Source organism: Rhizobium sp. RU20A (assembly GCF_900155885.1).
In the GTDB taxonomy this organism is placed as follows: domain Bacteria; phylum Pseudomonadota; class Alphaproteobacteria; order Rhizobiales; family Rhizobiaceae; genus RU20A.
The window spans coordinates 420003-438199 of the sequence record NZ_FTMB01000001.1 but is presented as its reverse complement, the minus strand read 5'-3'; the positions used below and the strand labels follow the sequence as shown (position 1 = coordinate 438199).

Sequence of the window (18197 nt, the reverse complement as noted above, 5' to 3'; positions counted from 1 at the left end):
GGCCGGGGTTTGGGTGAGAACAAGAACGAGACGCACGCTCGCGATGCATTTCCGGGCTTCGATCCGGCTGCGATCGAGCCCTATGTTCTGAAAGATCCCGAAGCCTTTACCGTCAATCTCGCCCGCACTGTCGAAAATCTCGGCAAGGCCGCTTCCGCCTGGCTCGCCCCGCGTGAGACCGGCGAAAAGACCGACGTCGTCGCCGAACCTCTCGTGGAGATGGTCAAGACGCTCTCCAAGGTCAGCGAGTACTGGCTGGCGGACCCCAAGCGTGCGTTGGAAGCGCAAACGCATCTCTTCGGCAGCTATTTCGGCATCTGGTCGCGCAGCCTGATGAGAATGAGCGGCGAGGAACCAGCGGCGGCCCCCGCCGTCAAGCCGGACAAGCGCTTTTCGGATGCCGACTGGGAGAAGAACCCGTTCTTCGATTTCCTGCGCCAGGCCTATCTGGTGACCGCCGACTGGGCCGATCGCATGGTGCGCGACGCCGAGGGCCTGGACGAGCACACGCGGCACAAGGCGGCCTTCTATGTGCGCCAGATCACCAGCGCGCTGTCGCCCGCCAATTTCGTCACGACCAACCCGCAGCTCTACCGCGAGACGGTGGCTTCCAGCGGCGCCAATCTGGTCAAGGGCATGAAGATGTTTGCCGAGGACATCGCAGCGGGCGGCGGCGACCTTCGGATGCGGCAGACGGATACGAGCAAGTTCGCCATCGGCGAGAACATCGCCATCACCCCCGGCAAGGTGATTGCGCAGAGCGACGTGTGCCAGATCATCCAGTACGAGGCATCGACGGAGACGGTGCTGAAGCGGCCGCTGCTGATCTGCCCGCCATGGATCAACAAATACTACGTTCTCGACCTCAACCCGGCGAAGTCCTTCATCAAATGGGCCGTCGATCAGGGTCACACCGTCTTCGTGATTTCCTGGGTCAATCCGGATGAGCGCCACGCGCAGAAGGACTGGGAAGCCTATGCCCGCGAGGGGATCGGCTTTGCCCTCGACACCATCACGCAGGCCACCGGCGAGACCGATGTGAACGCCATCGGCTATTGCGTCGGCGGCACGCTGCTGTCGGCCACCCTCGCCCTGCATGCGCGCGAGGGCGACAAGCGCATCCGCACCGCCACGCTGTTCACCACGCAGGTCGATTTCACCCATGCGGGCGATCTCAAGGTCTTCGTGGACGAGGAGCAGATCCAGATGATCGAGGCGGGCATGAAGGCGTCCGGCTATCTCGACGGTTCGAAGATGGCGACGGCCTTCAACATGCTGCGCGCCTCGGAACTGATCTGGCCCTATTTCGTCAACAACTACCTGAAGGGCCAGGATCCGATGCCCTTCGATCTTCTCTACTGGAACTCCGATTCGACCCGGATGCCGGCGGCCAACCACTCCTTTTACCTGCGCAACTGCTACCTCGAAAACAAGCTCTCACGCGGCGAGATGGTGCTGGCAGGCGACAAGATTTCCCTGAAAGACGTGAAAATCCCGATCTACAATCTGGCAACACGCGAGGATCATATCGCGCCGCCGAAATCCGTGTTCCTCGGCAGCAGTTCATTCGGGGGCAAGGTCACCTTCGTCCTGACGGGCTCCGGCCACATTGCCGGCGTCGTCAATCCGCCGGACAAGAAGAAGTACCAGTTCTGGACCGGGCCGGCACCGAAGGGCGACTATGAGGCCTGGCTTGAGAAGGCCAAGGAAACGCCGGGCTCCTGGTGGCCGCACTGGCATGACTGGATCGAGAAGCAGGACAAGCGCCGTGTGCCGGCCCGCAAGCCGGGCGGCCCGCTGAACACGCTGGAGGAAGCGCCGGGTTCCTTTGTGCGGGCACGGGCATGATCCGCCGTGCGGTCTGATACGTCCGGACGCCTCCGGAAATAGGGGCCCCGGCGCATGGAGTTTTCCCCGCCGCTCATCCCTGCCCGGCTCGTCTCCCGCTACAAGCGTTTCCTGTTCGATGCCGTGCTGGAGGATGGCCAGGCCATCACCGGCTTTTGCCCGAACACCGGCTCCATGCGGGGCCTGACGGCGCCGCAATCACCGATCTATCTGTCGACGCACGAGACGACGACACGCAAATATCGATACCAGCTCGAAATGGTCGAGGCGGACGGCACGCTCGTCGGCATCAATACCGGCCTTCCGAACCGGCTGGCGCTGGAGGCCATCAGGGCCGGCGTCATCCCTGCCCTCTCCTCCCATCCTGTGATCAAGGCCGAGCAGCGTTATGCGGCGCAGTCGCGCATTGATTTCCTGCTGACGGATGCAGCCGGCGCGCGGCTTTACGTCGAGGTGAAGAACGTCCACTTCTCACGACGGCCAGGCCTTGCGGAATTTCCCGACAGTCCCACCGAGCGCGGCGCACGCCACCTCGACGATCTCGCCGCCATGGTCGCCGAGGGGCACAGGGCGGCAATGGTCTACGTCGTCCAGCGCGGCGACTGCACGCGCCTCGCCATCGCGGCCGATTTCGATCCGGCCTATGCGCGTGCCTATCGCCGGGCGCGGGCGGCCGGCGTCGAGGCTTACGCGCTCTCCTGCAGCGTTTCACCGCAGCAAATCAGCGCCTTGGACTTGATCCCGGTGGACGATCAGGCCATGACTGCTCTATGACATCCGCACCTTGCAGCGGGAAGTGTACAGATGGTCACCTATGTCGAGGCGGCAGCCGCCCCTCTCAAGAATACCGGCGTCATCCGCCTTTACGGGGCCGATGCATTTGAAGGCATGCGGCGCGCCTGCCAGTTGACCGCACGGTGTCTCGACGCACTGGTCGACATCGTCAAGCCGGGGGTCACCACCAATGAAATCGACCGTTTCGTCTTCCAGTTCGGTCTCGACCATGGTGCCCTGCCCGCCACGCTGAATTATCGCGGCTACACCAAGGCGTCCTGCACCTCGATCAACCATGTCGTCTGCCACGGCATTCCCGATGACAAGCCGCTTCGCGAGGGCGACATCGTCAATATCGACGTGACCTTCATTCTCGATGGATGGCACGGCGATTCGAGCCGGATGTATCCGGTCGGCACTGTGAAGCGTGCCGCGGAACGGCTGATGGAAGTGACCTATGACTGCCTGATGCGCGGCATCGCGGCCGTCAAGCCGGGTGCGCGCACCGGTGCCATTGGCGAGGCGATCCAGCTTCTTGCCGAAGCCGAGCGGTGCTCGGTCGTGCGCGACTTCTGCGGCCATGGCGTGGGCACGCTGTTCCATGATGCGCCGAACATCCTGCATTACGGCAAGGCCAATGAAGGGCCGGAACTGCGCGAAGGCATGATCTTCACCATCGAGCCGATGATCAATCTCGGCCGCCCGCACGTGAAAGTGCTGTCCGATGGCTGGACCGCAGTGACACGCGACCGGTCGCTCTCGGCACAATATGAACACACGGTGGGCGTGACCGCCGAGGGCTGCGAGATCTTCACGCTGTCGCCGGCCGGTCTTGATCGTCCGGGTCTTCCGGCACTGGCGGCCGCATGAGCAAGGAGCCTCCGGAGAAAGACGGGCTCGATTCGGACGAACGCGGCTTTTTTGCCGAACAAAGGACCAAGGCGGTCGCGCAAGGGCAGAAGGCGCTTGGCAGCAGCCTTGCCAAGGCGCGCACCGGCCAGCCGGAGGAAGCCCACTACCACGGCCACCGCGAGCGCCTGCGCACGCGTTACCGTGATCAGGGCGATACGGCTCTGGCAGACTACGAACTTCTCGAACTGCTCCTCTTCCGCCTCATCCCCCGCCGTGACACCAAGCCAATCGCGAAAGCCCTGCTCGACCGGTTCGGCACGCTGGCCGGCGTCTTCGGTGCTGCGCCGGCTCTCCTCATGGAGGTAAAGGGTGTCGGCGAGGCGGTGGCGACCGATCTGAAACTGATCGCCTCCGTCGGCCATCGCATGCTGAAGAGCGAACTGCGCGGCAAGCAGGTCTTGAGTTCCTGGTCGTCGGTCATCGACTACTGCCACGCCGCCATGGCGCATGAGCCGCGCGAACAATTCCGCATCCTCTTCCTCGACAAGCGCAATGCGCTGATCGCCGACGAGGTGCAGCAGACCGGCACGGTCGATCACACGCCCGTCTATCCGCGCGAGGTGGTGAAGCGGGCGCTGGAGGTCTCGGCCACGGCCATCATTCTCGTGCACAATCATCCCTCCGGCGACCCGACCCCGTCGCGCGCCGATATCGAGATGACGAAGACGATCATCGACACGGCCAAGCCGCTTGGCATTACCGTGCATGATCACATCATCATCGGTCGCGATGGCCATGCGAGCCTGAAGGGGCTCAGGCTGATCTGATAGGTTGGCGGCAAGGATCGCGACGCATCCTGCCCGCTGAAATGGCGCTGTCGTACATTGACCTTAAGGATTTTGGCGTAAGACTTTGTGGCACTGCACAATGATTCTCGCCCTGTCCACCACCAGCAGCGGATACCCCCATGATGCAATTCGATCTCGTCGTCGTCGGTAGCGGACCTGCGGGCCGGCGTGGTGCCATCCAGGCTGCCAAGCTCGGCCGCAAGGTTCTGGTGATCGAGCAGGGCAAACGGGTCGGCGGCGTCTCCGTCCACACCGGCACGATCCCCTCCAAGACGCTGCGCGAAACAGCGCTGAACCTGACCGGCTGGCGCGAGCGCGGCTTCTACGGGCGCGCCTACCGCGTCAAGCAGGAGATTAGCGCCGACGATCTGCGCCGCCGCCTGCTGATCACGCTCGACCACGAAGTCGAGGTTCTCGAGCATCAGTTCGCCCGCAACCGCGTGCAGCACATGCGCGGCAAGGCACATTTCATCGACCCCGAAACGCTGGAGATCGTCAAGGACGACGGCGAGAGCGTGCAGGTGAAGGCGACGAGCGTTCTTCTGGCGGTCGGCACCAAGCCGTTCCGGCCCGATTACATTCCCTTCGACAACAAGACGATCCTCGACAGCGACGAACTGCTCGAAATCGAACACCTGCCGCGCTCGATGGTGGTGATCGGCGCCGGCGTCATCGGCATCGAATATGCGACGATCTTCTCGGCGCTCGACGCGCAGGTCACCGTCATCGACCCGAAGTCGACCATGCTCGACTTCATCGACAAGGAGATCGTCGAGGACTTCACCTACCAGCTGCGTGACCGCAACATGAAGCTCATTCTCGGCACCAAGGCCGACAAGGTGGAGAAGGATGCGGACGGGCGCTGCCGCATCACGCTCGACAATGGCCGCATCCTGCATTCGGAGATGGTGCTGTTCGCCGCCGGCCGCATGGGCGCCACCGACACGCTGAACCTCGAGGCCGCCGGCCTTGCCGCCGACAGCCGCGGGCGCCTTTCGGTCAACCCCGAGACCTTCCAGACGAGCGTGCCGAACATCTACGCCGCCGGCGACGTCGTCGGCTTCCCGAGCCTTGCCTCGACCTCGATGGAGCAGGGCCGCATCGCCGCCCGCGTCGCCGTCGGCGCCATCGCCAAGGAGCCGCCGAAATACTTCCCCTACGGCATCTATGCCGTGCCGGAAATCTCCACCTGCGGCCTGACGGAAGAAGAGGTCAAGCAGCGCGGCATCGCCTATGAATGCGGCATCGCACGCTTCCGCGAGACCTCCCGCGGACACATCATGGGCCTCGATTCGGGGCTCCTCAAGATGATCTTCTCGCTGAAGACCCGCCGCCTGCTGGGCGTCCACATCGTCGGCGAAGGCGCGACCGAACTCGTCCACATCGGCCAGGCCGTTCTGAACCTCAAGGGCACCGTCGAATATTTTGTCGAAAACACCTTCAACTATCCGACCCTCGCCGAAGCCTACAAGATCGCCGGCCTCGACGCCTGGAACCGGATGGGGGATCTGTCGCAGCCGGTGTAGACCGGCGCAAACATGGAGCAGATGATGCGGATCCTCTCCCTCAACTGCTGGGGTGGCGCGCTTTACGACAAACTTTTACCTTATCTCGCCGAGGTGGATGCCGACGTCATATGTCTTCAGGAAGTGTCACGCTCGCTACGCGGCACGCCCGAGTGGCTCGATTATGAGCATGATGGTGTCATCCTGCCGCAACGGGCCAATCTCTTCGAGGCCCTCAAAGCCTCCTTGACGGACCATGACGGATCCTTTTTCCCGTTTGCGCGCGGCCTCTTGCCAGCCGGGTCCGGAATGCATTGGCAGTCCTTCGGACTTGCGACGTTTGTTCGCTCTTCCCTCGCCATCACAGGCCAGACTCTCGAATTTGTCCATGAGGACTACTCGCCGAACGCGTTTGGACCGCACCCGCGCGCGCGCAATCTTCACGGCATCCGGGTCTTCGACCACGAAAGCCAGAAGAGCCTCGTTATCTTCCAAGTGCACGGTCTTCGGGAAATTTCCGGCAAGGGCGATACACCCGCACGCGACCGCCAGTGCAAACGACTTGTCGAGATCATCAGAGCCTTCAAGAAGCCGGACGAAGCCATTGTTCTTTGCGGTGACCTCAACCTGTTGCCGGACAGCCGAACCTTCGATGACCTGAAGACACTCGGTCTTGAAGATCTCGTCACGAAACTCGGTTTCACGGACACGCGCACCTCGCATTACACGAAGCCGGTTCGGTACGCCGACTATCTCCTCGTAAACCCGCATGTTGACTGGGCTGCCTTCGATGTCGTGGCGGAGCCCGAGGTGTCGGATCATCGTCCGCTTTTGCTGACCCTGCGCTAAGACAACAGCCAAACGCAAAAAGGCCGCCCGGAGGCGGCCTTTTCGTCATCTCGTCGAAGCGCCGGTGTTACTCGGCGTCGCTCTCAGCGGCCTTCTTCTTGGCCGGGGCCTTCTTCTTCGGAGCCGGAGCTTCCTCGCCTTCGGCGGCGGCTTCGGTCGAAGCAGCCTCGGCCTTGGCGGCCTTCTTCTTGGCAGGCTTCTTGGCAGACGTCTTTTCTTCGCCGTCCTCGTCGTCAGCCATCAGCTCGTCCTTGGTGACGGACTTGTCGGTGACGGAGATTTCGGAGAGCAGGTGGTCGATGACCTTTTCTTCGAACAGCGGGGCGCGCAGCGAAGCGGCGGCACCGGGCGTGTTGCGGAAGTAGTCGAGGATCTGCTTTTCCTGGCCGGGGAACTGGCGCAGCTGTTCGAAAAGCGAACGCTGCATTTCATCTTCGCTCACATCGACGCCGGCCTTTTCGCCGATTTCGGAGAGGACGAGGCCGAGGCGAACGCGGCGCTCGGCGAGCTTGCGGTACTCGGCGCGGGCTTCTTCTTCGGTCGTCTCTTCGTCAGCGAAGGTCTTGCCGGCCTGGGCGAGGTCGGTGTTGATCTGGCGCCAGATGTTTTCGAACTCGACGTCGACCAGACGCTCGGGCGTCTCGAACTTGTACTGCTCGTCGAGCTGGTCGAGGATCTGACGCTTGATCTTCTGGCGGGTGATCGCGCCGTACTGGCTTTCGATCTGGCCGCGGACCACTTCCTTCAGCTTGTCAGCCGATTCGAGGCCGAGCTTGGTGGCCAGCTCATCGTTGATTTCGACGGCACCGGGGGCAGCCACATCCTTGACGGTGATGTCGAAGGTGGCGTCCTTGCCGGCGAGGTTGGCGGCCGGATATTCAGCCGGGAAGGTCACGGTGATGACCTTTTCGTCGCCAGCCTTGACGCCGACCAGCTGATCTTCGAAGCCGGGGATGAAGCGGCCGGAGCCGAGAACCAGCTCGGCGTCTTCGGCCTTGCCACCGTCGAAGGCTTCGCCATCGACCTTGCCGAGGTAATCCATGGTGATGCGGTCGCCATTTTCGGCAGCGCCGGTCTTGCTCTCGTAGGAGCGGGCGCTCTCGGCAATCTTGAGGATCTGCTCGTTGACGTCCTCATCCGGGATCTGGACGACTTCGCGGGTCACCTTGATGCCGGAGACGTCGCCGAGCGTGATGGCCGGGATAACTTCATAGGCAACGGTGAATTCGAAATCGGCCTGGGCGGCGAGGATCTTTTCAGCCTCGGCCTGATCCTCGGTCATTGCCACTTCGGGCTGCGTCGCAGACTTTTCGCCGCGCTCGTTGAGGATTTCGGTCGGCTTTTCACGAACCAGCTCGTTGACGAGTTCGGCCATGACGGACTTGCCGTAGACCTTCTTCAGGTGCGCCATCGGCACCTTGCCCGGACGGAAGCCGTTGATGCGGACGCGATCCTTGACCTCGACGAGGCGCTCGTTCATGCGCGCTTCCATGTCCTTGGCCGGGATGACGATCTTGAGTTCGCGCTTCAGCCCTTCAGCGAGCGTTTCGATAACCTGCATGTTCAAACCTTCATTTCACGTTGCGATGCCCAGGCGCTGACGATGCGCGGACATCTGAGCCGATCCTTATGCCGGGTGTGGCTTTACGCATTTCACAGGCCGTTTTGCAAGCAAAATGCCCGCATACCCTCCGTCCGGCCACGGAAAACCATGCTTTGAGCCTGCGCGCGCACGCTCCCTGTGCCATCCAATTCGCAGTGGCCGGAGGCGATCCTGAACGTTTGCCGTCCGCCGCCATCCACGCCCTGCCGGTCGACGCTGTCGCCCACCGTCAATCTGGTGCGGGTAGAGAGACTTGAACTCCCACGCCTTTCGGCGCCAGAACCTAAATCTGGTGTGTCTACCAATTCCACCATACCCGCATGCGCCAGGAGCCTGCTCCCGGCGCGGGCGTGTCTATAACACCGGCACCGGACCGCGCAAAGGAAATTCGTGACGCGATGATGACGGCATCAGGCCCTGATTTGCCCGACGTCACGCTGCCTTCAATACAGCGGCTCTTCGTAAACCGGCTTTCCGTCGATCACGATCGCCGCAATCTGGGCGGTGCCGGAATCGGAGACGCGAGCGATGACGGACAGGGCCTCAGCATTGCGGGCCTCCTCCAGCACCCTGCCCTCGCCCTCCGGCACATAGTAGCGTTCGATGCCATAGGGCACGACATAGCTGGCGGAAAAGCCAGGGGCAGGCGGATAGTAGGCAAAGGGCTGGGACAGAAGGACGACGCTCTCGGGACTTTTTTGGAGCGGCGCGAACGAGGCCTCGCGAAGCTGCCAGAAACCGTCGTCGCCGGGTGAGAGCCGAACGTAGAGGCGTGCGGGCTCCGTCCCGTCCGGCAGGGGGCCGATGATCCTGTCGGCAGAGATGGTGGAAATGTCATAGGACAAAATGACGTAGTCGCCGCGCAGGAGATCGCGGGGATCGACAGGCGCCGTCCGCAGGCGAATCTCGGTGCCGTCCCGCAGGATCGCAGCGCGCTCGGAAATCATGGCAAAGAGAATGACGGTCTGCAGGACCGCAAGAAGCAGAGCGGCGAGGAGCGGATGCAGCAGGGGCTTACGCGCCGGTGCGGTTGCCACGATGCTCATGCCGACACCCCCTTTTCAGCGCGCTTCAACCGTCGCTCGATCTGTATGACGAGCCACGCGATGACGGCGACCACCACGCCGGAAATGAGGAAGAAGCCGGAAGTGCCGAGGATGGAGCCAATCGTCTCGGATGCGAGATAGAGGCACTCGGCCGCAAAGATAAGGTAGGCAAGGTAGCGCACCGCGCCGTTGCTGCGGCCGGCCAGAACGATGCCCGCGAGCGCAAAGGCGAGCGTGAGCACGCCGATCACGATGTTTGCGACAAGGGCGGATGCCGCAGGATCGAAGACCGGGGTCGAGATCTGCAGGCCGAAGAGGCCGAGTGCGCCGAGTAGGTAGGCGTAGAAGGCCGGCGCGGCGCCTGCGGTTTCGGCAAGGCGCGCGAGAGGAGACCGAGTCAGAACGCAGAGGCAGAAGCCGATGAATCCGAGGCCGGCATAGGCGATTGCAAGGCTCAGCGCATCGACTTCCATGTAGAGCCAGCCGAACCAGGCGAGCAGCGTGAGATAGGCGACGTGGCGAGTGCGCGCCGCGCCGGTGTAGCGCACCAGTGCGATCACCAGCACGATTCCGACCGGCACATACCACGCGCCGTCGCCGGCAAAGGCAATCGTGGCATCGTCGAAAACGAGCGTGGCGAAGAGCGCGGCCAGCAGGAAGGCAGCCACGGTCGCCAGCGCCGGAGCGCGCGTCAGAAACGTTGCAAGCACGGCGACAGCGAACCAGAGCGCCATGGCATCGGCGGCATCGCCGGACAGGTGATACATTTGGCCGATCAGCGCGATGGCGCCGCCGAAGCTCAAGGTCGCGATGACGAGCGCGGCCTGCGACACGAGCGACCAGCCCCGCATGCGAAAGGCGGCGCCGGCGCCGTAACCGATCCAGATGACGGAAAGGATCAGCCCGACCCGGGCCGGTCGGGAAATGCCCTCCCAGTTGGCAGCCACGAGCAGAAGGACAGCCGCCGAGAGCAGCAGCGCGGCGATCATCACCAGCACGCGCCCGAGGCTGAAGCTCGATTCGCGCTGGTCGAACTCGCCGAGCATCGCGGTAACCGATGCCTCCGAGACAAGACCAAGACCCGCCCAGCGTTTCAGGTCCTTTTCCAACCGCGATCGATACATTCTGTCTCCCGGCCCTTTGCAATGTCAGTGGTGGACTCCGACCCGTTCACACCAGCCGCATCGAAGCATTCCGGCAAAGCCATGTCCATCGTCGTGGGCATCGGCCAAGGCCTTCATGCAGCCGGTGCATGGCATCCATGTCCATATTGCACTGCACAAAGTGCCTGCCATCGAATATGTATGACTTATCGAAACGGCGCGAACGGTGCGGCGAAACGGTAGGCGCGGTCAGCCTGCGAAAGCAAAGACACCGGATCCAACGATCCGAGAAACAGTTTCGGGGCCGCGCACTCCTCCTCCTCCCAGCGCGCCTCGATGCGATCGGCGGCACTCCTCCTCCCAGTCGCCGATCACCCTTAACGACACCCGCTGGTCCTCCCCCAGCGGGTGTCGTTGTTTTCGGACCGCTGCAAGTGCTGGTTCCAACCTTTCATCCCCCCGCTCCGTCATCTTTTCCAACGGACGACATTCGCGCATGCGCAGCAGACTCATCAGGACGCTGCGGTGACAAAACGCGTGGGGCGGCGATTGGATGGTGCATTTTTGTGCAAAATCTGCGTCAAATTTGCGATGGTATGCGCTTGATGCATAGGTGCCATTCGAAATCATGGCTGGCGCAAATCGATTAGAGGACCTATCTTCTAATCATCGGCAAGCGCACTCCTCCTCCCAGCGCAGCCGACGGGACTGACAACGTTCCTCCTCCCAAGTTGTCAGTCGGAACAAACGACGCCTGCTGGACCTCCTCCCCCAGCAGGCGTTGTTCTTTTCCTGCCCCGCTTTCTCGCGCCTTCCCCCTGATCGCAACAGCCTGATTCACGCGCCTTTGGCCCGCCTTTCGGACAAGGGTTAAGATTGCGTGAAATTTTTGGCTCGAGAGATGCGTATCCTGCATGGGTGCGATGCAGCATCAACGCTGGGGAAACAGCCTAAGATCGATTATATTCCTCCCATCAGATGAGGCCAGCGAGAGAGTTTGAAAGCTGGCGACGGATCTTGGAAAGGAAGAGATCATGAACCTGGCACGCTCCTTCAGCACGTGGCGCAAGTATCGTCAGACCTGCAACGAACTCGGCCGCATGACCGACCGCGAACTCAACGATCTCGGCATCGGCCGCGACGACATTCCGCAGGTTGCCCGTCGCGCCGTACGATAACAGCGTCTTTCGAAAGACGTCGGCTCCGAGCCATCCCTTCAACGCCCGCCGACCCGTTCGGCGGGCGTTTTGCGTTCTCGGAGCGCAAGCAGGCTCGCACCTTCGATTGAACAGACGCGAGACCATTCGTCGGCCGCCGGAAAATCGATCAGTCGGCACACCTGCTGCTTTTTGATGCATCATCCTGCACATTTGCATGGCAGATGCATTTTCTTTGCACTCCATCTGGCGTGGGGCCCGGCGTATAAGCACGGTCAAGAGAGCGCGCGGCGCTCCAAACCATTTCGAGGACCGACCCATGAACCCCTTCCGCATTGCCAAGAGCTGGATCAACTACCGTCGTACGATGAGCGAACTCGCCAGCCTGCCGTCCCACACGCTGGCCGACATCGGCATCACGCGTTACGACATCCGCAACATTGCATCCCGTTCGTTCCGCTAAGCGGTTCGGGCAGCATCTTCGTTGAGGCGGCGCCATCTGGCGCCGTTTTGCGTTTGCCGGCTCCTCCCTTTCGGCAGCTTGGGCATCAGGCTTTTGGGCAGGCCGTCGGGTCGCACCGGGGACCATCCGCACAAATCGATTCCGCTCGCGGGCCGCTTGGTGTAGGAGGCTTGCCATGCAGAACACATCATCCTTCGCTCCCATTCACATCGTCGGCGGCGGTCTTGCCGGTTCGGAAGCCGCCTGGCAGATCGCCTCGGCTGGCGTCCCCGTCGTGCTTCACGAGATGCGCGGCGTGCGCGGCACCGACGCGCACAAGACCGACGCGCTTGCCGAACTCGTCTGTTCCAACTCCTTCCGCTCCGACGATGCGACCAGCAATGCCGTCGGTGTGCTGCATGCCGAGATGCGGCTGGCGGGCTCGCTGATCATGCGGGCGGCGGATCGCCACCAGGTCCCGGCCGGTGGCGCGCTGGCCGTCGATCGCGACGGGTTTGCCGAGGCCGTGACGGCCGAGATCGTGGCCCATCCGTTGATTACCGTGGTGCGCGAGGAAGTGCCCGGCCTGCCGCCGGCCGAGTGGGGCCTTTCGATTGTCGCCACGGGACCGCTGACGGCGCCTTCACTCGCCGAGGCGATCCGCAGCGAGACCGGCGAGGATGCCCTCGCCTTTTTTGACGCCATCGCCCCCATCGTGCATTTCGACAGCATCGGCATGGACACCTGCTGGTTCCAGTCGCGCTATGACAAGGTCGGCCCCGGTGGGACGGGCAAGGACTATATCAACTGCCCGATGGACGCGGAGCAGTACAATGCCTTCGTGGATGCACTGATCGCCGGCGACAAGACCGGTTTCAAGGAATGGGAAGGCACGCCCTACTTCGATGGCTGCCTGCCGATCGAGGTGATGGCCGAGCGCGGGCGCGAGACGCTGCGCCATGGGCCGATGAAGCCGATGGGGCTGACCAACGCCCATAATCCGACGGTCAAGCCCTATGCCGTGGTGCAGTTGCGCCAGGACAATGCGCTCGGCACGCTCTACAACATGGTCGGCTTCCAGACGAAGCTGCGTTATGGCGCACAGGCCGAAGTCTTCCGCATGATTCCCGGTCTCGAGAAGGCAGAGTTTGCGCGGCTCGGCGGCCTGCATCGCAACACCTACATCCACTCGCCGACCTTGCTCGATCCGACGCTTCGGCTCAAATCGCGGCCGTCTCTGCGTTTCGCCGGCCAGATCACCGGCTGCGAAGGGTATGTGGAGAGCGCCAGTATCGGTCTTCTGGCCGGGCGCTTTGCTGCTGCCGAGCGCAAAGGGACGACCTTGCCGCCGCCGCCCGCGACCAGCGCCTTCGGCGCCCTGCTCGGCCATATCACCGGCGGGCATATCGTCTCGGACGAGGAGCCGGGCAAGCGCTCCTTCCAGCCGATGAACGTCAATTTCGGCCTCTTCCCGCCCCTGGAGCCCGGTGCGATCACGCGTCCCGAAGGCGTCAAGCGCTTTCGTGGCAAGGAAAAGGCGGTCGTGAAGAAGAACCTGATGGCGGAGCGGGCGCTGAGAGACTGCGCCGCCTGGCTTTCCGCCAATCCGGTCTGAGACAGCAACAGATGCGCAAACGGGCCCCGGTCAGTGGACCGGCCGCTCGCCGCCATTGTTGTCGTCGTCGCTGAAGGGCGCGACGTCACGGGGCACCACGGTTTCCAGAAGCAACAGGGAAACCTCCGCCGCTTCCGCCTCGCTGCGGAAGCGATAGACGCCGTCGAGATAGGCGAAATCCGGGAAATGGGCGCGGATCGAGCGATTGTCCGGGCCCGCGCTCATCTGCACGCTGCCGGGGCCCAGGAGGTGGCAGAGATAGTGGGCGCCGTGGGCCTGCATGAAGCCGGCCTTGCCATCGTGCAGACGCAGGAAATAGGCGCCTTCATCCTCGGTCATGTGAATGGAGCGGATCGCTTCTTCGGGATAGGCGCGGCCAAAATCGAGGATGGCAAGACCCGTATCGGCCTCGGTCGCATCCCGCGCTGCGCGTGCCAGCATCCGGTCGCGAAAAAACAGCGCGCTGATGATCACCGCGGCCATCAGGCCAATCCAGAGGGTGGATTGCAGATCCAACCGCTTCTCCTCATCCCGGGGCGGGCGGCCTTGCCTCTCTCCGGCGGCCACTCCGTCCCGTCCTGCCTTTGCCACACTATCGGCGATCCGCCCCGAAAGGAGACACGCCGCAATGCCGTTGTGCCATTCTTGCGCTGTCCGGGGCGATCCGGCAAGGGGAAGAGACATGCTTGCGCTCAACGTGCTTAAGGAAGCACATCTGCCCGGTTGCGGTCGGTCGAGCAGTCGGCCTACCAGCGCCCGCTGCGCAGTGCCCGCCACATCCACCATTGCCGCCGCCACTGGGCCGGTACCGGCGGGCTTTCGAGCAGGCGATGGCCTGCCTTGTCGGCCCGCTCCAACACCGGGCCGACGGGACCGAGAACGGCGAAAGCGGCGCGGTTCGCCGCACTGATCCCGCCTGCCGCGCGGCGGGCTGAAGCAAGGTGCTCGCGGCCGAGGGCAGCGAAGGCACGGATCGCCATGTCGACCTCCGCCGGGCGGTCTGCGGCCAGAAACTGGTCGCGATCAAGACCGATGGCAGCGAGGAGGTCGGCGGGAAGAAAGACCTGCCCGCGGGCGCGGTGTTGCGGCAGGAGCAGCAGCGTGCCCGCCACCGCCTGGGCGACACCGCCATGGCCGGCGGCATCCGAAGACTGGGCCGCCGCTTTCGGATCGAGGATCAGGCAGGCAAGCTGGATCAGCGCAGAGGCCGTTTCGCCGGCATAGGCCTCGAAGGTGGCGCGATTGCCCATCGGATCGTCGTAGAGATCGAAGACGCGGGCATCGATCATCGCGTGCAGCGCCGGAAGCGGCAGATTGTGGCGCGCAATGGTGGCCCGCAGCGCATCGGCGACCGGGTGGCCGGTGCGCGTGCCGTCCGGGCCGTCGAGCGCATCGCGCCACCATTGCAGGCGGATTTCACCGGCCATCGGCTCGCGCACGACATCACGCAACCGGGCAATCTCGGCGTTGAAAGCGTAAAGGGCCGCAAGATCGGCGCGGTGTTCAGCGGGCGCCAGCAGGCAGGCGAGATAGCGGTCGCGGTCAAGATCCCGCAACTCGGCCAGAACGTCGCCGCCAGTGCCCTCGCTCGCCCGTGTCGCGGCCGCGCTCATACGGCGATCAGCGCGGCGGCGACGGCGCGCGATTCGGCGAGCATGACGTTGTAAGTGCGCACGGCAGCGCCGGTGCTCATCGGGTCGGAGGAAATACCGGATCCCCGCAGCGCATCCTTCAGCGGAACGGGAAGGCGTCGCAGATCCTTGCCGGTGCCGACCAGAAGCACCTCGATGTCGCGCGCTTCGGACAGCACGCGGCGGAACCGGTCGAGCCCGAGAGGATCGCCCTCCTCCGCATCCCAGGCATAAATGCCCGACGGCAAGAGCAGGATGGAGCCACGATGAGACATGTCTGCAAAGCGGAAGCCGCCGTTTCCATAGGCGTCGATCGGCGCCCGGCCCGGAAAATGGGCCTCCTTCATTTCAATTCCGCTCGGCATTCTCGTTCAGGCCTTTCGCGTTTCGGTCTCGCTGTCCTTCGACCGGAGGCCGAAGAAGATCAAGGCGGGACCTGCAACGTAGATGGAGGAGAAGGTGGCGACGGCAACACCGAACAGCATTGTCAGCGCAAAGGTGCGAATGACCTCACCGCCGAAAAAGAAGAGCGCGGCGAGCGCGATCAGCGTCGTCGCCGAGGTCAGCACGGTGCGCGACAGGGTCTGGTTGATCGAGGCGTCGATCAGCACTGGCACCGGCATTTTCGGGAAGCGCTTCAGGTTTTCACGGATGCGGTCATAGACCACCATCGTGTCGTTCAGCGAATAGCCGACCACGGTCAGGAGGGCTGCCACGCTGCCGACGCCGAACTCCATGCCGGTCAGGGCGAAAAGGCCGAGGATGAGCGCGATGTCGTGCAGCGTGGCGATCAGCGCTCCGGCGGCGAACTGCCAGCGATAGCGAATCCAGATGAAGGCGAGAAGCGCCGCGAGCGAGGCGACAATGCCGAGCGTGGCCGCCCGGGCCGTATCCAGCGACGCGGATGGCGCGATCACGTCGATACGGCGGAAATCATAGGCATCTTCCAGTTCGCCCCGCACCAGAATGAGCGAGCTCTGCTCTGCCTCGGGACCGGCCTCCTGCGAGGGAATGCGCACGCGCGCGCCTGTTGGCCCACCACTTTCGCGGACATCGATCGCACCGAGGTTGAGCCCATCGAGCCGATCCCGGATGTCGGCAAGGTCGGCATTGCCGGTCTTGGCGCGCAGTTCGATGATCGAGCCGCCGCGGAAGTCGGCGCCGAGATTGATGCCGTAGATGGAGGCGGCGGCGAAGCTGACAAAGGCGATCACGGCGAGCGTGCCGAAGACCTGCCGGCGCAGCGACATGAAGTGCAGGTGGATGCGATCGAAGACGCGGGTGCGCAGGCCGGCCCTGAGTTCGCGGCCGGTGCCAGTGACGGCGACCCAAAGTTCCACCAGCCAGCGGCTGAAGACGAATGCCGAGAACAGCGTGGTGAAGAGGCCGATGATCATGGTGGCCGCAAAGCCGCGCACCGCCCCGGTCATCAGTTCCAGCACGATGAGGCCGGCCGCCAGCATGACGATCGCGGCATCGCGCACCGTGCGGAAGGCGCGGCCGAAGCCGCGGCGTACCGACTCGGCAAACCGCGCACCGGCCTTCATCTCGTCGCGAAGGCGCTCGTAGATCAGCACATTGGCATCGACGCTCATGCCGACGGTCAGCACCAGGCCGGCAATGCCGGGAAGCGTCAGGGGAATACCGAGAAGGGCGAGCAGGCTGAGCACCAGCGCCAGATTGGCAACGAGTGCCACGGAGGCGATGGCACCGAGAACGCCGAAGAAGCCGATCATGAACAGGGCGACGGCAATGATGGCGAAAATCGCCGAGAGCAGGCCGGCATCCATCGAATCGGCACCGAGACCAGGCGCGACGGTACGCTGCTCCACGATGGTCAGCGGCGATGGCAGCGGGCCGGCGCGGGCAAGGGCCGCGAGATTGTCGACGCCTTCGAAGGCAAAGCCGCCGGACAGGGTGAAGGTCTCGCCCTTGATGGCGGCCGGCAGATCGACGGCGGCAATGACCGCATTGTCGAGGATCAGCACGGCCTGGCGCGTGCCGGCGGCAGCCGCATCGGCAAAGCGCTTCAGCGAAGCCGGCGAGAGACTGACGAGCAGCGTCGGCTCGTCATTTTCGGGATCGAGCACGGCGCGGGCATCGAGAATATCGGCCTGCGCCGCCAGTGGCTCGGCGGCGACGCGGTAGGAGACCGGCGTTTCGTCGAGCGTAAACAGTTGTTGGGTACCGGCCGGCGCGGCGGCCGTGCCGTCGCCATTGTCTGTGACCGGCACCACGGCGCGAATGGAGAGGGCGCCGACCTGATCGAACATCAGGCGCAGTCGCTCCGGATCCGTCTCGCCGCTGAGATGGACGGTGATCTCGCCGCGTCGGCCGATGGCGATCTCGGGAACGCCGAGCCCCGTTTCGGCAAAACGGCGCTTCAGGGATACGGCGATGTCGTCAAGAAGCACACCCGAAGCCCCGGCCGGGTCGGGTGCGCCAAGCGCAAGCGTCAGCACGGCGGGATCGCCCGTGGCCGTCTGCGGCGGGGTCAGCGTCACGGCGATGCCCGCCGCGGCGAAGGCCTTGCGCAGCCGTTCGGCGGCCTCACCCATGCGGGCCGGATCGTCAAGCGTCAGGAGGAGACCGTCATTGCTTTCGGCAAGATCGACATAGGCGATGCCGGCATCGTCCAGCGTCTTGCTGGTCAGGGCAATCGCGCTGCGGCGGATCCCGTCGATGGCGGCGGAATTGTCGATGGCGACGACGACACGATTGCCGCCCTCAAGATCGACGCCGAGCGTCAAGGGCCGATACGTAAGGAAATCGGGAAGCGCGGCGCGACCGGATGGCGAGAGGAAGGAGGGCAGCGCAAACAAAAAGCCCGCGATGACCACCAGAAGGATCAGCGCGCTCTTCCACCAGGAGAGAAATGGCATGGTCGGTCCGCCCGTTTGCATGGTTGCGGCCGACTGGAGCAT

The 18197-nt window shown here is 63.7% G+C and carries 16 protein-coding genes and 1 tRNA gene; 9 read left to right on the top strand and 8 right to left on the bottom strand.

The window, feature by feature from the left end:
* Window positions 1-9 precede the first annotated feature (9 nt).
* The 6 genes from phaC (at window position 10) to F3H41_RS02110 (ending at window position 6676) form a co-directional block, all read left to right on the top strand.
* Complete coding sequence (gene phaC / locus F3H41_RS02135) at window positions 10-1848, top strand: poly(3-hydroxyalkanoate) polymerase subunit PhaC (protein WP_348532475.1); 1839 nt, start codon at window positions 10-12, stop codon at window positions 1846-1848.
* 54 nt (window positions 1849-1902) lie between these two features.
* Entirely contained in the window at window positions 1903-2622 is a 720-nt protein-coding gene (gene sfsA, locus F3H41_RS02130; RefSeq protein WP_149736929.1) for a DNA/RNA nuclease SfsA, read from the top strand.
* A gap of 30 nt (window positions 2623-2652) precedes the next feature.
* Window positions 2653-3492 (top strand): type I methionyl aminopeptidase, encoded by an 840-nt coding sequence (gene map / locus F3H41_RS02125; protein WP_149736928.1) that lies wholly within the window; start codon window positions 2653-2655, stop codon window positions 3490-3492.
* Window positions 3489-4301, top strand: coding sequence for a DNA repair protein RadC (gene radC / locus F3H41_RS02120; RefSeq protein WP_149736927.1), 813 nt, complete (start codon window positions 3489-3491; stop codon window positions 4299-4301). The genes map and radC overlap by 4 nt, the downstream gene beginning before the upstream one ends.
* A gap of 140 nt (window positions 4302-4441) precedes the next feature.
* Window positions 4442-5848 (top strand): Si-specific NAD(P)(+) transhydrogenase, encoded by a 1407-nt coding sequence (sthA, locus tag F3H41_RS02115; protein ID WP_149736926.1) that lies wholly within the window; start codon window positions 4442-4444, stop codon window positions 5846-5848.
* Window positions 5849-5872: 24 nt separating this feature from the next.
* Window positions 5873-6676, top strand: coding sequence for an endonuclease/exonuclease/phosphatase family protein (locus F3H41_RS02110; protein ID WP_149736925.1), 804 nt, complete (start codon window positions 5873-5875; stop codon window positions 6674-6676).
* Window positions 6677-6743: 67 nt separating this feature from the next.
* Here F3H41_RS02110 and tig read toward each other — a convergent pair whose 3' ends face one another.
* The 4 genes from tig to F3H41_RS02090 all read right to left on the bottom strand — a co-directional run bounded on the left by tig (window position 6744) and on the right by F3H41_RS02090 (window position 10449).
* Window positions 6744-8237, bottom strand: a complete 1494-nt coding sequence (gene tig, locus F3H41_RS02105) for a trigger factor (RefSeq protein WP_149736924.1) — start codon at window positions 8235-8237, stop codon at window positions 6744-6746.
* 277 nt (window positions 8238-8514) lie between these two features.
* Window positions 8515-8599 (bottom strand) — tRNA-Leu (locus tag F3H41_RS02100).
* A gap of 123 nt (window positions 8600-8722) precedes the next feature.
* Window positions 8723-9325, bottom strand: coding sequence for a GDYXXLXY domain-containing protein (locus F3H41_RS02095; RefSeq protein ID WP_149736923.1), 603 nt, complete (start codon window positions 9323-9325; stop codon window positions 8723-8725).
* Window positions 9322-10449, bottom strand: coding sequence for a DUF2157 domain-containing protein (locus tag F3H41_RS02090; RefSeq protein ID WP_149736922.1), 1128 nt, complete (start codon window positions 10447-10449; stop codon window positions 9322-9324). Before F3H41_RS02090 ends, F3H41_RS02095 begins: the two co-directional genes overlap by 4 nt.
* Window positions 10450-11462: 1013 nt before the next feature.
* Here F3H41_RS02090 and F3H41_RS02085 point away from each other — a divergent pair.
* The 3 genes from F3H41_RS02085 (at window position 11463) to trmFO (ending at window position 13642) form a co-directional block, all read left to right on the top strand.
* Window positions 11463-11606 carry a DUF1127 domain-containing protein gene (locus F3H41_RS02085; protein WP_149736921.1) on the top strand — a complete coding sequence of 48 codons (144 nt, stop codon included), beginning with the start codon at window positions 11463-11465 and terminating at the stop codon, window positions 11604-11606.
* Between the two features lie 298 nt (window positions 11607-11904).
* On the top strand, window positions 11905-12048 hold the full coding sequence (locus F3H41_RS02080) for a DUF1127 domain-containing protein (RefSeq protein WP_149736920.1): 144 nt from the start codon (window positions 11905-11907) through the stop codon (window positions 12046-12048).
* A gap of 175 nt (window positions 12049-12223) precedes the next feature.
* Complete coding sequence (gene trmFO, locus F3H41_RS02075) at window positions 12224-13642, top strand: methylenetetrahydrofolate--tRNA-(uracil(54)-C(5))-methyltransferase (FADH(2)-oxidizing) TrmFO (RefSeq protein WP_149736919.1); 1419 nt, start codon at window positions 12224-12226, stop codon at window positions 13640-13642.
* 30 nt (window positions 13643-13672) lie between these two features.
* On the opposite strand, the gene F3H41_RS02070 is transcribed toward trmFO, so the two are convergent.
* From F3H41_RS02070 to secD, 4 genes are all read right to left on the bottom strand, one after another.
* Window positions 13673-14158, bottom strand: a complete 486-nt coding sequence (locus tag F3H41_RS02070; RefSeq protein WP_244616045.1) for a hypothetical protein — start codon at window positions 14156-14158, stop codon at window positions 13673-13675.
* Between the two features lie 230 nt (window positions 14159-14388).
* Window positions 14389-15255: a phytoene/squalene synthase family protein gene (locus tag F3H41_RS02065; protein WP_149736918.1), complete on the bottom strand. Its 867-nt coding sequence runs from the start codon at window positions 15253-15255 to the stop codon at window positions 14389-14391.
* Entirely contained in the window at window positions 15252-15638 is a 387-nt protein-coding gene (locus tag F3H41_RS02060; protein ID WP_149736917.1) for an Mth938-like domain-containing protein, read from the bottom strand. The genes F3H41_RS02065 and F3H41_RS02060 overlap by 4 nt, the downstream gene beginning before the upstream one ends.
* Before the next feature lie 6 nt (window positions 15639-15644).
* Complete coding sequence (gene secD, locus F3H41_RS02055) at window positions 15645-18155, bottom strand: protein translocase subunit SecD (protein WP_188129314.1); 2511 nt, start codon at window positions 18153-18155, stop codon at window positions 15645-15647.
* Window positions 18156-18197 lie beyond the last annotated feature (42 nt).

Coding starts and splice junctions, on each gene's coding strand:
- F3H41_RS02060 (WP_149736917.1), bottom strand. CDS start 15,638: ATGCCGAGCGGAATTGAAATGAAGGAGGCCCATTTTCCGGGCCGGGCG.
- trmFO (WP_149736919.1), top strand. CDS start 12,224: ATGCAGAACACATCATCCTTCGCTCCCATTCACATCGTCGGCGGCGGT.
- map (WP_149736928.1), top strand. CDS start 2,653: ATGGTCACCTATGTCGAGGCGGCAGCCGCCCCTCTCAAGAATACCGGC.
- radC (WP_149736927.1), top strand. CDS start 3,489: ATGAGCAAGGAGCCTCCGGAGAAAGACGGGCTCGATTCGGACGAACGC.
- F3H41_RS02080 (WP_149736920.1), top strand. CDS start 11,905: ATGAACCCCTTCCGCATTGCCAAGAGCTGGATCAACTACCGTCGTACG.
- F3H41_RS02110 (WP_149736925.1), top strand. CDS start 5,873: ATGCGGATCCTCTCCCTCAACTGCTGGGGTGGCGCGCTTTACGACAAA.
- F3H41_RS02090 (WP_149736922.1), bottom strand. CDS start 10,449: ATGTATCGATCGCGGTTGGAAAAGGACCTGAAACGCTGGGCGGGTCTT.
- F3H41_RS02065 (WP_149736918.1), bottom strand. CDS start 15,255: ATGAGCGCGGCCGCGACACGGGCGAGCGAGGGCACTGGCGGCGACGTT.
- F3H41_RS02085 (WP_149736921.1), top strand. CDS start 11,463: ATGAACCTGGCACGCTCCTTCAGCACGTGGCGCAAGTATCGTCAGACC.
- sthA (WP_149736926.1), top strand. CDS start 4,442: ATGATGCAATTCGATCTCGTCGTCGTCGGTAGCGGACCTGCGGGCCGG.
- sfsA (WP_149736929.1), top strand. CDS start 1,903: ATGGAGTTTTCCCCGCCGCTCATCCCTGCCCGGCTCGTCTCCCGCTAC.
- tig (WP_149736924.1), bottom strand. CDS start 8,237: ATGCAGGTTATCGAAACGCTCGCTGAAGGGCTGAAGCGCGAACTCAAG.
- secD (WP_188129314.1), bottom strand. CDS start 18,155: ATGCCATTTCTCTCCTGGTGGAAGAGCGCGCTGATCCTTCTGGTGGTC.
- F3H41_RS02095 (WP_149736923.1), bottom strand. CDS start 9,325: ATGAGCATCGTGGCAACCGCACCGGCGCGTAAGCCCCTGCTGCATCCG.